The organism is Streptomyces sp. NPDC055966, from assembly GCF_042269865.1.
Taxonomy (GTDB): Bacteria; Actinomycetota; Actinomycetes; order Streptomycetales; family Streptomycetaceae; genus Streptomyces.
On sequence record NZ_JBHJYK010000002.1, the window covers coordinates 124,964 to 140,252 of the forward strand.

Below are 15,289 nucleotides of genomic sequence, written 5' to 3' on the forward strand. Positions count from 1 at the left end.
TGCCATTCCTTGTCGGCACGAGATTTGGGATTGGACGACCCGGGGGACGGCCCGAGACGAACAGTGGGGGGCCGGGGGGACGAAGTCCCCCCGGGGGAAAACCGGTTGGAACCCCGAAGGGTCAGGTCCCCGTGAGGTGCTCGGGCCGTACCGGAGTGCGGTTGAGCTCCAGCCCGGTCGCGTTCCGGATCGCCGCGAGGACGGCCGGGGTGGACGACAGGGTGGGGGCCTCGCCGATGCCGCGCAGCCCGTACGGGGCGTGGTCGTCGGCGAGTTCGAGGACGTCGACCGGGATGGTCGGCGTGTCGAGGATGGTCGGGATCAGGTAGTCGGTGAAGGAGGGGTTCCTGACCTTCGCCGTCTTCGGGTCGACGATGATCTCCTCCATCACCGCGACGCCCAGGCCCTGGGTCGTGCCGCCCTGGATCTGGCCGACGACGGAGAGCGGGTTGAGCGCCTTGCCGACGTCCTGGGCGCAGGCCAGTTCGATGACCTTGACCAGGCCGAGTTCGGTGTCGACCTCGACGACGGCGCGGTGCGCGGCGAAGGAGTACTGGACGTGCCCGTCGCCCTGGCCGGTGACCAGGTCGAAGGCCTCGGTCGGCCGGTGCCGCCACTCCGCCTCGATCTCGACGCTCTCGCCCTCCAGGACGGCGGCCAGGTCGCCGAGGACCTCGCCGCCGTCGGTGACGACCTTGCCGCCCTCCAGCAGGAGTTCGGCGGTCGCCCAGGCCGGGTGGTAGCTGCCGAACTTGCGGCGGCCGAGCTCCAGGACCTTCTCGCGGACGAGTTCGCAGGTGTGCTTCACGGCGCCGCCGGTGACGTACGTCTGCCGGGAGGCCGAGGTCGAACCCGCCGAGCCGACCTGGGTGTCGGCCGGGTGGATGGTCACCTGGGTGACGCCGAGCTCGGTGCGGGCGATCTGCGCGTGGACGGTGACACCGCCCTGGCCGACCTCCGCCATCGCGGTGTGCACGGTGGCGACCGGCTCGCCGCCGATGACCTCCATGCGGACCTTGGCGGTGGAGTAGTCGTCGAAGCCCTCGGAGAAGCCGACGTTCTTGATGCCGACCGCGTAGCCGACACCGCGTACGACGCCCTCGCCGTGCGTGGTGTTGGACAGACCGCCGGGCAGCTGCCGTACGTCGGCGCCCTCGCTGGACTCCCACTGGCGCTCGGGCGGCAGCGGCATCGCCTTGATGCGGCGCAGCAGTTCGGCGACGGGGGCCGGGGAGTCGACCGGCTGTCCGGTCGGCATGATGGTCCCCTGCTCCATGGCGTTGAGCTGCCGGAACTCCACCGGGTCCATGCCGAGCCGCTTCGCCAGCTTGTCCATCTGCGCCTCGTAGGCGAAGCACGCCTGGACCGCGCCGAAGCCGCGCATGGCGCCGCAGGGCGGGTTGTTGGTGTAGAGGGCGATGGCCTCGATGTCGACGTCGTCGATGACGTACGGGCCGACGGAGAGCGAGGAGGCGTTGCCGACGACCGCCGGGGAGGCGGAGGCGTAGGCGCCGCCGTCCAGGACGATCCGGCACTTCATGTGCGTCAGCTTGCCGTCGCGCGTGGCCCCGTGCTCGTAGTACAGCTTGGCCGGGTGGCGGTGGACGTGTCCGAAGAAGGACTCGAACCGGTTGTAGACGATCTTGACGGGCTTGCCGGTGCGCAGGGCGAGCAGGCAGGCGTGGATCTGCATCGACAGGTCCTCGCGGCCGCCGAACGCGCCGCCGACGCCGGCCAGCGTCATCCGCACCTTGTCCTCGGGCAGGCCGAGGACGGGCGCGATCTGGCGCAGGTCGGAGTGGAGCCACTGGGTGGCGATGTAGAGGTGGACGCCGCCGTCCTCCTCGGGCACGGCGAGGCCGGACTCGGGGCCGAGGAAGGCCTGGTCCTGCATGCCGAAGGTGTACTCGCCCTTCACGATCACATCGGCGCGCTTCGCGGCCTCGTCCGCGTCGCCGCGGACGATCGGCTGGCGGTGCACGATGTTGGGGTGCGGGACGTGGCCCGAGTGGTGGTCGTCGCGGCCCTCGTGGACGAGGATCGCGTCCGGCGCGGTCGCGGAGGCCTCGTCGGTGATGACCGGGAGTTCCCGGTAGTCGACCTTGATCTTGGCGGCGGCGCGGCGGGCCGTCTCCGGGTGGTCGGCGGCGACGATCGCGACCGGCTCGCCGTGGTGGCGCACCTTGCCGTGCGCGAGGACCGGGGTGTCCTGGATCTCCAGGCCGTAGTTCTTCACCTCGGTGGGCAGGTCGTCGTACGTCATGATCGCGTACACACCCGGCATGGCGAGGGCCTCGGAGGTGTCGATCGAGACGATCTCGGCGTGCGCGACGGTGGAGCGCAGGATCTGGCCCCACAGCATGTCCTCGTGCCACATGTCGGACGAGTACGCGAACTCGCCGGTGACCTTGAGGGTGCCGTCCGGGCGGAGCGTGGACTCGCCGATGCCGCCCTTGGTCTGCGAGCCCTGCGTGATCTTCGTAGGAGCGCCGTTGGTCGGCATGTCTGTCAGACCCCCTCGGACTGGCGGGCGGCCGCGAGGCGGACCGCGTCCATGATCTTCTCGTAGCCCGTGCAGCGGCACAGGTTGCCCGACAGCGCCTCGCGGATGTCCGCGTCGCTCGGGTTCGGGTTGCGCTCCAGGAGTTCGTCGGAGGCGACGAGCAGACCCGGGGTGCAGAAGCCGCACTGGACGGCGCCGGCGTCGATGAACGCCTGCTGGACGGGGCTGAGTTCGGTGCCCTCGCCGGTCTGCGAGTCGGAGGCGGGCTTGGCCGTCCACTGCTGGGCGTCCTGCAGCGTCGTACCGCAGGCACCCGTGCCGCAGGACCGCTCCTTGGCGAAGTCCGCGAGGCCCTCGACGGTCACGACGTCACGGCCCTCGACCTGGCCGGCCGCGACCAGGCAGGAACAGACCGGCACGCCGTCCAGGCGCACGGTGCAGGAGCCGCACTCGCCCTGCTCGCAGGCGTTCTTCGAGCCGGGCAGGCCGAGGCGCTCGCGCAGGACGTACAGCAGGGACTCGCCCTCCCAGACGTCGTCGGCCTCCTGCGGACGTCCGTTGACGGTGAAGTTGACGCGCATTACGCAGCTCCCTCAGATGCGCGGCGGGCGCCGCGGTACGACTCCCAGGTCCAGGTCAGCGTCCGGCGGGCCATGACACCGACCGCGTGGCGGCGGTAGCTCGCGGTGCCCCGGACGTCGTCGATCGGGTTGCAGGCGCCGGAGCACAGGTCCGCGAACTGCTTGGCGACCGACGGGGTGATGATCTTGCCGTTGTCCCAGAAGCCGCCTTCCTCCAGCGCGGCGTTCAGGAACTCCTCGGCGGCCTTGGCCCGCACAGGGGTGGGCGCGGCCGAGCCGATGCCGGTGCGCACGGTGCGCGTCTCGGGGTGCAGCGCGAGACCGAAGGCGCACACGGCGATGACCATGGCGTTGCGGGTGCCGACCTTGGAGTACTGCTGGGGTCCGTCGGCCTTCTTGACGTGCACGGCGCGGATCAGCTCGTCGGGCTGGAGCGCGTTGCGCTTGACGCCCGTGTAGAACTCGTCGATCGGGATGAGCCGGGTGCCGCGGGCCGCGGACTCCGCCTCGACCTCGGCGCCGGCGGCGAGGAGGGCGGGGTGGGCATCACCGGCGGGCGAGGCCGTGCCGAGGTTGCCGCCGACGCCGCCGCGGTTGCGGATCTGCGGGGAGGCGACCGTGTGCGAGGCGAGCGCCAGGCCCGGCAGCTCGGCACGGAGATTCTCCATGATCTTCGTGTACGGGACGGAGGCACCCAGCCGTACGCTCTCCTCGCCGATCTCCCACTCGGTGAGCTCACCGATGCGGTTGAGGTCCAGCAGGTACTCGGGCCGGCGGTGGTCGAAGTTGATCTCGACCATCACATCGGTGCCACCCGCAATCGGCACAGCGGTGGGGTGCTCGGCCTTCGCGGCGAGCGCCTCCTCCCAGCTGGCGGGGCGAAGGAAGTCCATGACCGGCTCTCTTCTTCGTCTCGTGAGTCGTGCAGATTGAGCCAATCCGTGTGCGGCGGGCGCGGCTCGTTCATGTCCTGTTAACGCGGAGTGGACTCAGTACACCGCCCCGTACTCCGGCGGGGTCAGTCACCGAAACCATGAAGGAGTTGGCTGGCCACCACGGGCATCTTGTAGATTCGTATGAACGGAGGTCATCGGTAACCTCTCCGATTTCCTGGGGAAACGCAGGAAACACTGCGGAGACTCCGGACTGCGCCCTGTACGGCTCCGTGCCGGGCCCTTCCCGCGTCACCCTCCAAGATCCATCGTAGGTTTCGAGACACAAGAACGGCGGCGACGAGATGCGGCTGCGCGCACTTCTGGACACCGATGTGCTGGGGCTGCGGCTGCTCGGCGGCGAGGAGGAGCTGGACCGCTCGGTGCGCGGGGTCATGACGACCGACCTGCGCGACCCGAGCCGGTACCTCTCCGGCGGCGAGCTGGTGCTGACGGGCCTCGCCTGGCGTCGGGACGCCGACGACTCCGAACCGTTCGTCCGCATCCTGGTGCAGGCCGGGGTGGCGGCCCTCGCGGCCGGCGAGGCGGAGCTGGGCGACGTGCCGGAGGACCTGGTGCTGGCCTGCGCCCGGCACCGGCTGCCGCTGTTCGCGGTGCACGAGTCGGTGGCCTTCGCGACGATCACCGAGCACGTCGTACGGCAGGTCTCCAGCGAGCGCGCCGGGGACCTGGCGGCCGTGGTGGACCGGCACCGGCGGATGATGACCTCGGGCCCGGCGGGCGGCGGCCCAGACGTCGTCCTGGACCTGCTCGGCACCGACCTGGACCTGCGCGCCTGGGTGCTCTCCCCCACCGGCCGGCTGATCGCCGGCTCCAAGGAGGCGGGCCCCGGCCTGCCCGCCGAGACCTGCGCGAAGCTCGCCGCCGAGCACCTGGCCGCCACCCGCACCGGGCGGCGCGGCCCGCACCGGGTCCTGCTGGGCGGCGCCACGTACTCCCTCTTCCCGATCCGCTCCACCGGCCGCGCCCCGCAGGCCGCCCGCGACGTGCGCGAGACGGTCCTGTCGGACTGGCTGCTGGCCGTCGAGGCGGACGCGGGCGACTGGCCCGAGGAGCGCATGGACCTGCTCCAGGGCGTGACCCAGCTGATCGCGGTCGAGCGGGACCGCCGGGACGCGGCGCGCACGGTGCGGCGCCGGCTCGCCCAGGAGGTCCTGGAACTGGTCCAGACGGGCGCCGCGCCCGCCGAGATCGCGGCCCGGCTGCGCGTGGCCGCCCCGGTGCTGCTGCCCGGGCTCGGCACGGCCCCGCACTGGCAGGTCGTGGTGGCCCGCGTGGAGTGGGACGGCGAGCAGGTCGAGGGCGGCCCGGTCGCCCAGTCGCTGCTGGAGGAGGTGCTGGTCGACCCGCAGGCCACGGGCCCGGAGCCGTCGGACCGGATCGCGGTCGCGCACACCGGCGACGAGGCGATCGCCCTGGTCCCCCTCCCGGCGGTCTCCACCGAGCACGACGGCTCCGAGACCGGGCTGCTCGCCGACGCCCTGCTGAAGGCCGTGCGCGAGCCGCTGTCGGCGGGCCTGGACGACGACGGGCGGCTCACCCTCGGCGTCAGCGCGGCCGTGCACTCGGCGGAGGGCCTGCGCGGCGCCCTGGAGGAGGCCCGGCACGCCCGCCGGGTGGCCGCCGCCCGCCCGGGCCGGGTCTGCGCGGCCGGCCACCAGGAGCTGGCCTCGCACGTCCTGCTGCTGCCGTTCGTCCCGGACGACGTCCGCCGCGCCTTCACGGCCCGGCTGCTGGACCCGCTGACCGACTACGACCGCCGCCACCGGGCCGAGCTGATCCCGACCCTGGAGGCGTTCCTCGACTGCGACGGCTCCTGGACCCGCTGCGCCACCCGGCTCCACCTGCATGTCAACACGCTGCGCTACCGGGTCGGCCGGATCGAGCAGTTGACGGGACGGGACCTCTCGCGCCTGGAGGACAAGCTGGACTTCTTCCTGGCCCTGCGGATGAGCTGAGGTCAGCGGGGGCGCGTGGGGGCAGGACGCGCAAAAGCGGTCACGCCAACACCCCACTACTTTGTGAAAACTTTCACCCACCCCCTTGGCCCGGCCCGTCGATCGGTGCTGGAATGCCGCCACCACTCAACAGCTCGATGGCGTGCTCGGGGAGGGCAACGTGGCGCACTCCGCCATGTCTGGCAACGGAACGACCGCCGGTGACGATCCGCTCCAGACCGCGGTGTGGCGGCTGCGCTCGCGGGCCTGCTGGGCGGACGCGGCGGCCCTGCTGCCGCACGACACGCCCGCGTCGGCCCTCCAGCGGGCCGCGCTGCTGGTCGAACGGTGTCTGTACACCGAGCGGGGCTGGGCGGAGGCGGAGGACGCGCTGCGTACGGCGGAGGCGCTCGCGCACACCGACGAGGAGCGCGGCGCGGCGGCCTGCGAGCGCGGCCAACTGGCCTACGCCGCAACGCTGCACACGGTGCGCGACCGCGCGGACGAGGCGCGGGCGGCACTGGGCCGGGCGGCGGCGCTGATCCCGCCGGGCGGGGCGGGCCGGGCCCTGCTGGACTTCCGGCGGGGCCTGCTGGCCGAGAACCTGACGCGCTCCCCGCAGGCGGCCCGCGCGGCCTACCGCCGGGCCCACGCGGGCGCCACGGCCCACGCCGACCCGCTCCTGCTGTCCTTCACCTGGCGCCACCTGGCCGGACTCGCCCTGCGCGACGGCGAGTTGGCCGAGGCGCGGCACGGCTTCGCCGAATCCCTGCGGATCAGGGAGGAGTTGGGCTACCTGGTCGGCACGGCCCCGGCACTGGCCTCCCTGGCCGACGCGGAGTCCGAGCCGGAGGCGTCCCGGCTGCGGGAGGAGGCGCGGCGCCTGTTCCGCCTGCTGGGCGGCGTACCGACGTGGCTGGCACGGCAGTTGGCCCCGCCGGCGCCGGGGGTGGCGACGGCGTAGGGAGTACAGCCGCGTCGCCGGGTGCGGGCAACCCCCTGGGGGCGCGGGGCGGTCCCGATACGCGGCTTCGCCGCCCGGGCGCGGACAGCCCCACCGGGCCGCACCCGGCAGACGGCACAACCCCCGCGGCGCTCACCCGCCCCGCTCAGCACGCGCCCGCGAAGTGCTCCGACACCAGCCCCCGCACCACGTCCACGTCCCCCGCGACCAGCGCCTCCAGCAGCGCCATGTGCTCCGCCGCGTCGGCGACCAGATACCCGCGCCCCTGCCGCACCGGCGGCCACTGGGAGCGGCGGTGCAGGTCGGAGGCGATGCGGACCAGCTGTTCGTTGCCGGACAGGGCGAGGAGCGCGGCGTGGAAGGCCCGGTCGGACTCGGCGTACGTGGCCGGACAGCCGGCGGCCGCCGCGCGGACCGTCTCCTCCGCCAGCGGCCGCAGCTCGGCCCACCGCTCGGCCGGCACCGTACGGGCGAGCCGCAGCATCACCGGCACCTCGATGAGCCCGCGCACCTCCGCCAGCTCGGACAGCTCCCGCGCACCGCGCCGGACGACCCGGAAGCCCCGGTTGGGCACGACCTCGACGGCGCCCTCCTGGGCGAGCTGCTGCATGGCCTCCCGCACGGGTGTCGCCGAGACCCCGAAGCGCTCGCCGAGCACCGGCGCCGAGTACACCTCGCCCGGCTCCAGCTCGCCGGTCACGAGCGCGGTGCGCAGCGCGTCCAGGATCTGGCCGCGCACCGAGGAGCGCTGCACCGCGGCCCGGGGCCCGGGTATCGGCGGCTCGGCGTGCGGGTGCTCGCCGCGCGCGCCGGGCGGCGCGTCCTCCCGCTCCCAGGTGCCGCCGGAGGGGCCGGAGACCTGCGCCACGCGTGCCTGCGCGGGCACCCGGGCGCAGCCCTGGGTGCCCTGCTTCACGGGGTCCACGGGATCCTCCTGGCGGCTTGTCGGTACTTGGGCCATTAACGGCGGGTTGTCACCTGTCCGTCAAGCACCTTAGGCGCAGAACCCGGAGGGTCAAACTCACCGGCCCGCCGTCGCTGAATCGATACAGCCAGGCTCGCCTCGGTGTGATCAAGACGGCACGGCCCGTCCGCTAAGATCATCTGCGGCGACCCGCCCCCCTTTCACAACCCCCTCACACGTCACGGGAACTTTCCGCGGCACCATCCGTGCGGGTACTCTTATTCGAACTCAACTCCCGCCCCTCATGCGGCAGTTCGAGCAGAACGCCGTCCGTGGGCATCCCCTTGCACCTCCTTGGCGGCCTCTTGCCCCGAAACCCCCTGAGGGCCGTCGGGCGTGGGCCACTATGGCGGGCGTTACGCCCTATCCCAATGCAAGGGACCCCTGATGAAGCTGACCGACATATCGCTGAACTGGCTGCTTCCGGGCGCCGTACTGCTCCTGGGCATGCTGGCGGCGGTGGCGGTGCTCGCGCGCGGCAAGCGCTCCTCCGGGGAGAACGCGAGCGCGGACGACTCCTGGGAGCGCAGCGAGGAGCGCCGCAGACGCAAAGAGGCCATCTACGGCACGGCCTCCTATGTGCTCCTGTTCTGCTGTGCGGCGGTCGCCGCAGCCCTCTCCTTCCACGGTCTCGTCGGCTTCGGCGAGCAGAACCTGGGGCTGACGGACGGCTGGCAGTACCTGGTGCCGTTCGGCCTGGACGGCGCGGCGATGTTCTGCTCGGTGCTCGCCGTGCGCGAGGCCAGCCACGGTGACGCGGCGCTCGGCTCCCGGATCCTCGTGTGGATGTTCGCCGCCGCGGCGGCCTGGTTCAACTGGGTGCACGCGCCCCGGGGCGCCGGCCACGCCGGTGCCCCCCAGTTCTTCTCCGGCATGTCGCTGTCGGCGGCCGTCCTGTTCGACCGCGCCCTGAAGCAGACCCGCCGGGCCGCGCTGCGCGAGCAGGGCCTGGTGCCGCGTCCGCTGCCGCAGATCCGCATCGTGCGCTGGCTGCGCGCCCCCCGCGAGACCTACAAGGCCTGGTCGCTGATGCTCCTGGAGGGCGTGCGCAGCCTCGACGAGGCGGTCGAGGAGGTCCGCGACGACAAGCGGCAGAAGGACGAGACGCGGCAGCGCAGGCGTGACCAGCAGCGCATCGAGCGCGCCCAGCTGAAGGCCATCAGCCGGGGCCACCGCGGCTTCGTCGGACGCGCCGGCCGCCAGGTCGAGGTCGAGGTGGGCGCCGTCGAGCGCGCCCCCGCCGAAGTCGCCGCGGAGCCTGCCATATCCGGCGCGGAGCAACTGCCCGTGCGCGCCCGTCCCTCCCTGCAGCCGGTCCGCAGCGGATCTGAGCCGGTGACCGTCGATCTCACCGCGGAGGACGACACCATGGCACTGCCGCGCCTGGACTCCCTGGAGCGCAAGCTGAAGGACCTGGAGCAGCAGTTCGGCTAGGACGCCGTACGCCTGTTCCGGGCCGGGGGCGTGACCGTACGGGTCACGCCCCCGGCCCGTTGTGCGCCGCCCGCGCGCTCACGCCGCCTCGGCGCCCAGTTCGAACCACACCGACTTGCCCACGCCGTGCGGCCGTACGCCCCAGGCGTCCGCGAGGGACTGCACCAGCACCAGGCCCCGGCCGTGGGTGTCCTCGTCCGTCTCCGGCCCTCGCGGCTCCGGTCTGCCGGCCACGAAGTCCCGTACCTCCACGCGCAGTCCGCCCGGCGCCACGACGGCCGTGAGGACCGCGTCGTCGTCGGTGTGGACGAGCGCGTTGGTGACCAGTTCGCTGGTGAGCAGTTCGGCGATCTCCGAGCGGCCGGGCTTGCCCCAGTGCCGCAGCAGTTCGCGCAGCTCCCGCCGAGCCTCGGGCACCGCCCGCAGATCCGCCCGCCCCAGCCTGCGCCGGAACCGGTGCGCGTGGTCCGTGGTGGTGCCGGCCTCTTCCCCCGTCGTGTCCGTGGCGGCCCCGACGACCATGGGCCCGCCCCCTCGTGCCTGCCTCTTCATGACCCCCGCCCGCACGATGTCCCCCTGCCCCTCCTGGTCGAACACGTTCACGGGGGATGCTTGCCCAGCAGAAACCCCGGCAGTCCTGGCCCCCGCCCGAGGACCGCTGTTCGGCCACGGGCGCGGGGCGTGCGGGCCGCCCGGCGGGCCGTGCCGCACCCGCGTCCCGGCCTCCCGGGAGGGCGCCGGCCGCCACGGACGCCCCGGAACGGCCGGGCAGATGCGCCCGGCACCGGCCGTCGGCACCCCGTCACACCCCGTGAAACTGGCCGAAACCCGCCCCTCCGGTCGCCATGAGGAGGCGGCCTAGGGCCGCGGCACGTTGCGCAGATTGGAGCGGGCCATCTGGAGCATCCGGCCGACGCCGCCGTCCAGCACGATCCTGGACGCGGACAGCGCGAACCCGGTGACCATCTCGGCGCTGATCTTCGGCGGGATGGACAGCGCGTTGGGGTCGGTGACGACGTCCACCAGCGCCGGTCCCCGGTGCTTGAAGGCGTCCCTGAGCGCCCCGGCGAGCTGCTTGGGCTTCTCCACCCGCACCCCGTACGCCCCGCAGGCCCGCGCGACGGCGGCGAAGTCGGGGTTGACGTTGGCGGTGCCGTACGAGGGCAGTCCGGCGACCAGCATCTCCAGCTCGACCATGCCGAGGGAGGAGTTGTCGAACAGGACGACCTTGACGGGGAGGTCGTACTGCACGAGCGTGAGGAAGTCGCCCATCAGCATGGCGAACCCGCCGTCGCCCGACATCGACACCACCTGCCGGCCCCGGTCGGTGAACTGGGCGCCGATCGCCATGGGCAGCGCGTTCGCCATCGACCCGTGCGAGAACGAACCGATGATCCGGCGGCGCCCGTTGGGCGAGACGTAGCGGGCCGCCCACACGTTGCACATGCCGGTGTCGACGGTGAACACGGCGTCGTCGTCGGCGACTTCGTCGAGGACGGCGGCCACGTACTCGGGGTGGATCGGGATGTGCTTGTCGACCTTGCGGGTGTAGGCCTTGACCACGCCCTCCAGCGCGTCGGCGTGTTTCTTCAGCATCCGGTCGAGGAAACGCCGGTCGGTCTTCTCCTTCACCCGCGGGATCAGACAGCGCAGCGTCTCGCGTACGTCGCCCCACACCGCGAGGTCGAGCCGCGAGCGGCGGCCGAGCACCTCGGGCCGTACGTCGACCTGCGCGATCCTTACGTCGTCGGGCAGGAAGGCGTTGTACGGGAAGTCGGTGCCGAGCAGGATCAGCAGGTCGCACCCGTGGGTGGCCTCGTAGGCGGCGCCGTAGCCGAGCAGGCCGCTCATGCCGACGTCGTACGGGTTGTCGTACTGGATCCACTCCTTGCCGCGCAGGGCGTGCCCCACCGGCGACTTGATCCGCCCGGCGAACTCCATCACCTCGGCGTGCGCGCCGGCGGTGCCGCTGCCGCAGAACAGGGTGACCCGGCCGGCCTCGTCGATCATCCCGGCGAGCGCGTCGATCTCGGCGTCGCCGGGGCGGACGGTGGGCCGGGAGGTGACGAGGGCGCTCTGCGCGGCCTTCTCCGGGGCCGGCTCGGCGGCGATGTCACCGGGCAGCGAGACGACGCTCACGCCGCTTCGGCCGACCGCGTGCTGGATGGCGCTCTGGAGCAGCCGGGGCATCTGCCGGGCGTTGGAGATCAGCTCGCTGTAGTGGCTGCACTCCTGGAAGAGCCGGTCGGGGTGGGTCTCCTGGAAGTAGCCGAGGCCGATCTCGCTGGAGGGGATCTGCGAGGCGAGGGCGAGCACCGGGGCCATCGAGCGGTGGGCGTCGTAGAGGCCGTTGATCAGGTGCAGGTTGCCCGGGCCGCAGGAGCCGGCGCAGGCGGCCAGCCTGCCGGTGATCTGCGCCTCGGCCCCGGCCGCGAACGCGGCGCTCTCCTCGTGGCGGACATGGATCCAGTCGATGGCGGAGTTGCGGCGCACGGCGTCCACGACGGGGTTGAGGCTGTCGCCGACCACCCCGTACAGACGGCGTACGCCGGCGCGGACGAGGATGTCGACGAACTGCTCGGCGACGTTCTGTTTGGCCATGCCTCCATACAGTCACAGGGCCGGCGCTCACGCCTCCCACACGGCCGCCGCCGTACGGTCGTCGGCGTAACCCTTCACCCGCACCTGGGTGTCCGCGAGGAACGCGGCGAGGCCGGGCGGGGTGCGACCGGACCAGCGGCGGGCCAGGTAGGCGCCGAGCGCGGGCTCGCCGCGCAGCGGCTCGGCCAGGCCGGCGCTGCACATCACCAGGGCGTCACCCGGCCGGGCGAGGCAGGCGCGGAAGCGGAACGGCTCGCGCGGCGGCTGCGGGGCCGGCTCGTACGGGCTCGGCGGGGTGGGGATGCCGAGGTCCATGGTGAACCGGTCGCCCTCGGACGTCAGGGGCGCGGCGGTGTCGTCGTCCGGCGCGGGCTGCGGCTCGATGTCCTGCCAGACGCCGTCCCGCAGCCGGAACAGCCCTCCGTCGCCGACGCCGAAGAACACGCGCGTACGGCAGTCCGGATCACCCGGCAGCAGCAGACAGCGCAGGCTCGCCGTGTACTCCCCGGGGTCGAGGCCCTGCTCGGCCGCGCTCGCCCGGAGCCTGCCGAGGCTGCGGTCGGCCAGCCGGCCCAGCCCCGACTTCAGCTCGCCGCGCCGGGCCGCCCGGATGTCCTCCACCAGCCCGGGGTGGCTGCGCCCCACGGCCCGCCCGATCCACCGGCACGCCTCGGCCGCGGCCAGATGCGCCCCCGGCGTGGCCCGCGCCCCGGTCGCCACCGCGACGAGCACCAGCGCCCGCTCCCCCGTCCCGAACCGCGCGGTGAGCACCGCGTCCCGCCGCGGCTCGCCCCTGAACCGCGCCGAGTCCCCCCGCAACGACACGGCCCGCAGCGTGCACGCCCCGTACCGGGCCCCGTCCAGCACGGTGTCCGCGACCAGCTCCCCCAGCGCGTCGGGCTCGGCGACGGGCAGCGCGGTCGGCTCGGGGTCGTAGGTGGGCGGCCCGGACCCCACGTAGTCGAGCGCGGAGGGCGGCGGGGGCGGGACCGCTGGTGAGGAGGAGTTCGGCACCGGTGCCGGTTCCGGGGCCGGTGCCGGTTCCGGGGGCGCGGCGGCGGTGGCGGGCTGTTCGGGGGTGGCCGGGGGCCCGGTCGTGCGCTGCGATGGCAGCGCGGGCTCCCCGGGCGCCCGGTCCTGCGCGCTCCCGGTGCCCCCGGTGCTCCCCGTGCCCCCTGTACGCGGTCCCGTCACCGTGTTCTTCGCGGAGGCGAAGCGGTCGTCCAGGGAATCGGGTGCCGTCGTGGGGCCCGTGTCCGCGGTGGAGTCGTCGTACAGCTGCCCCCACCAGTCGTCCTCGGAACGGGCGGGCCTTCCCCCCTGCTGGCTCATGCCGGTAATTGTCCACCGCGGGGGCCGCGGGGAAACGGCGCATCGGGAAATTCCGCCGCCCACGGCCACACCCGGCAGCAGGTCGGGTGAGGGGGTGAACTGCCGTACGAAAGAAGGCTGATGGCCGCCGGGCGGCCCCACCCCCCACGGGAGGACCGCCCGGCGACGTCCGCGGTGGCCCGGCCCCGAATCCCCTTCGCGTGTCTCGCACACGTACGGGCCCGGGCCACGTTCCGCGCGACCGGGCCGGGTGAACGGCTCCGGTCGGATGGCCGGATTGTGGCTTGGTTTCCTGAGACGAGGCTGTGAATCGCGATCGCGACCACCTGCCCCAGGTGCTGCCACCTTGGCAGAGTCACCCGCACAGCGGCGATGATGTTCCGCGGCGGGTTTGCGCCGTGGCCGGTTTCCGCCAGGCCGGGCCCGCCGAAAGGACGTGACCGTGGCGTGTGGTGGCTCGTGGGAGGGGCGAAGGCCGATGCTGGCAGCGATAGGGCTGGACGACACGCACGAGGCGGCGTACCGGGCGCTGGTGTCCGTCGGCGCGGCCGAGGTGGGCGATCTGGCGCGCCGTCTGACGCTGGCCGAGCCGGACACGGAGCGGGCGCTGCGCCGGCTGGAGCGGCAGGGGCTCGCCGCGCAGTCCCCGGCCCGGCCCGGCCGCTGGGTGGCCGCTCCGCCGGGGGTCGCGCTCGGCGCGCTGCTCACCCAGCAGCGGCACGAACTGGAGAAGGCGGAGCTGGCGGCGGCCGTGCTCGCGCAGGAGTACCGGGCGGCGGCGGCCGAACCGGCGGTGCACGACCTGGTGGAGGTGGTCACCGGCGCCTCGGCGGTCGCCCAGCGCTTCCTCCAGCTCCAGCTGGGCGCGGCGCAGGAGGTGTGCGCGCTGGTCACCGCCCGTCCCCAGGTCGTGTCCGGCATGGAGAACGAGGCGGAGGAGCGGGCGGCGGCACGCGGGGTGCGCTACCGGGTGGTCGTGGAGCGCGCGGCACTGGACCTGCCGCACGCGGTGACCGAGCTGACGGCCGCCCTCGGCCGCGACGAGCGGGTGCGGGTGACGGACCGGGTGCCGACGAAGCTGGTCGTGGCCGACCGCTCGCTGGCGATGGTGCCGCTCACCTCGACGACGGCGGAGCCGGCCGCGCTGGTGGTGCACGCCAGCGGGCTGCTGGAGCTGCTCGCCGGGCTGTTCGAGTCGGTGTGGCGGGAGGCGCTGCCGCTGCGCATCGGCGCGTCGGGGGCGGCCGAGGAGCGGCCGGACGGCCCGGACGGCACCGATCTGGAGGTGCTGTCGCTGCTGCTGGCCGGGCTGACCGACGCGAGCGTGGCGAAACAGCTCGATCTGGGCCTGCGCACGGTGCAGCGCCGGGTGCGGCGGCTGATGGAGCTGGCCGGTGTGACGACGCGACTGCAACTGGGCTGGCACGCCTTCGAACGGGGCTGGGTCACCCGCTCCTGAGCAGCGCCCCGCGCCGCTGTCCCGGGGCGCGGTCCTGCCGTTCCGTGGCTTCTCCGGCACTCTGGGCAGATGGGAGTGTCGGAACTCCTGCTGGTCGGCGTGGTGATCGTGCTCGGCCTGTGCGGAGTGCTGGTGCCCGGGGTGCCGGGGTCGTGGCTGGTGTGGGCCGCGGTGCTGTGGTGGGCGCTGACGGATCCGCAGCCGCTGGCCTGGTCCGTCCTGGTGGGTGCGACCGCCGTGCTGCTGCTGTCGCTGGCCGTGCGCTGGGCGCTGCCGCCGCGCCGGCTGCGGCAGAGCGGTGCCACGCCGCGGATGGCGGTGTATGCGGGCGGCGGGGCGTTCCTCGGCTTCGTCCTGCTTCCGGTGGTGGGCGCGCTGCCGGGCTTCATGGCCGGGATCTACCTGCACGAGCGGCTGCGCCTGGGCCGGCACGGCGAGGCGATGGCCGCGCTGCGTACGGCGATGCGCTCGGGCGGCTCCAGCGTGCTGGCCGAACTGTTCGCCTGCCTGCTGATCGCGGGCGCGTGGCTGGGGGCGGTGCTGTGGGGCTGACCGCGTTCG

At 73.5% G+C, this 15,289-nt stretch carries 12 protein-coding genes; 5 read left to right on the top strand and 7 right to left on the bottom strand.

The genetic code is table 11. The annotated features are described in order from the left end of the window. Positions 1-121: 121 nt before the first annotated feature. Genes ACFC8N_RS04900 through ACFC8N_RS04910 form a run of 3 tightly spaced genes read right to left on the bottom strand, consistent with a single transcriptional unit; the run spans position 122 to position 3,977 of the window. Positions 122-2,503: a molybdopterin cofactor-binding domain-containing protein gene (locus tag ACFC8N_RS04900; protein WP_356035299.1), complete on the bottom strand. Its 2,382-nt coding sequence runs from the start codon at positions 2,501-2,503 to the stop codon at positions 122-124. A 5-nt stretch (positions 2,504-2,508) separates the two neighbouring features. Beyond that, positions 2,509-3,084: a (2Fe-2S)-binding protein gene (locus ACFC8N_RS04905; protein WP_356035302.1), complete on the bottom strand. Its 576-nt coding sequence runs from the start codon at positions 3,082-3,084 to the stop codon at positions 2,509-2,511. Continuing rightward, a complete protein-coding gene (locus tag ACFC8N_RS04910) occupies positions 3,084-3,977 on the bottom strand; it encodes a xanthine dehydrogenase family protein subunit M (protein ID WP_356035305.1) in 894 nt (297 codons plus the stop codon). The genes ACFC8N_RS04905 and ACFC8N_RS04910 overlap by 1 nt, the downstream gene beginning before the upstream one ends. Before the next feature lie 344 nt (positions 3,978-4,321). Here ACFC8N_RS04910 and ACFC8N_RS04915 point away from each other — a divergent pair, with 344 nt between their 5' ends. Then, positions 4,322-5,995, top strand: a complete 1,674-nt coding sequence (locus ACFC8N_RS04915) for a PucR family transcriptional regulator ligand-binding domain-containing protein (RefSeq protein ID WP_356035307.1) — start codon at positions 4,322-4,324, stop codon at positions 5,993-5,995. Positions 5,996-6,170: 175 nt separating this feature from the next. Continuing rightward, the gene (locus ACFC8N_RS04920; RefSeq protein WP_356035310.1) at positions 6,171-6,938 is read left to right on the top strand and encodes a hypothetical protein; all 768 of its coding nucleotides are present in this window, start codon (positions 6,171-6,173) and stop codon (positions 6,936-6,938) included. Between the two features lie 145 nt (positions 6,939-7,083). Here the strand turns inward: ACFC8N_RS04920 and ACFC8N_RS04925 are convergent, their stop codons facing one another. Continuing rightward, positions 7,084-7,854, bottom strand: coding sequence for a GntR family transcriptional regulator (locus tag ACFC8N_RS04925; protein ID WP_376287104.1), 771 nt, complete (start codon positions 7,852-7,854; stop codon positions 7,084-7,086). Between the two features lie 435 nt (positions 7,855-8,289). Here ACFC8N_RS04925 and ACFC8N_RS04930 point away from each other — a divergent pair, with 435 nt between their 5' ends. Then, positions 8,290-9,336 carry a DUF2637 domain-containing protein gene (locus ACFC8N_RS04930; RefSeq protein ID WP_356035313.1) on the top strand — a complete coding sequence of 349 codons (1,047 nt, stop codon included), beginning with the start codon at positions 8,290-8,292 and terminating at the stop codon, positions 9,334-9,336. 78 nt (positions 9,337-9,414) lie between these two features. Here ACFC8N_RS04930 and ACFC8N_RS04935 read toward each other — a convergent pair whose 3' ends face one another. The 3 genes from ACFC8N_RS04935 to ACFC8N_RS04945 all read right to left on the bottom strand — a co-directional run bounded on the left by ACFC8N_RS04935 (position 9,415) and on the right by ACFC8N_RS04945 (position 13,269). Then, entirely contained in the window at positions 9,415-9,858 is a 444-nt protein-coding gene (locus ACFC8N_RS04935; protein ID WP_356035346.1) for an ATP-binding protein, read from the bottom strand. 336 nt (positions 9,859-10,194) lie between these two features. Continuing rightward, positions 10,195-11,937 (bottom strand): pyruvate dehydrogenase, encoded by a 1,743-nt coding sequence (locus ACFC8N_RS04940; protein WP_362821204.1) that lies wholly within the window; start codon positions 11,935-11,937, stop codon positions 10,195-10,197. Between the two features lie 27 nt (positions 11,938-11,964). Next, a complete protein-coding gene (locus tag ACFC8N_RS04945; RefSeq protein WP_356035318.1) occupies positions 11,965-13,269 on the bottom strand; it encodes a protein phosphatase 2C domain-containing protein in 1,305 nt (434 codons plus the stop codon). A 478-nt stretch (positions 13,270-13,747) separates the two neighbouring features. Here ACFC8N_RS04945 and ACFC8N_RS04950 point away from each other — a divergent pair, with 478 nt between their 5' ends. Both ACFC8N_RS04950 and ACFC8N_RS04955 read left to right on the top strand, forming a co-directional pair. After that, positions 13,748-14,728 carry a helix-turn-helix domain-containing protein gene (locus tag ACFC8N_RS04950; RefSeq protein ID WP_362821202.1) on the top strand — a complete coding sequence of 327 codons (981 nt, stop codon included), beginning with the start codon at positions 13,748-13,750 and terminating at the stop codon, positions 14,726-14,728. A 69-nt stretch (positions 14,729-14,797) separates the two neighbouring features. Continuing rightward, positions 14,798-15,280, top strand: a complete 483-nt coding sequence (locus tag ACFC8N_RS04955) for a DUF456 domain-containing protein (RefSeq protein WP_356035322.1) — start codon at positions 14,798-14,800, stop codon at positions 15,278-15,280. The last annotated feature ends 9 nt before the right edge of the window (positions 15,281-15,289 follow it).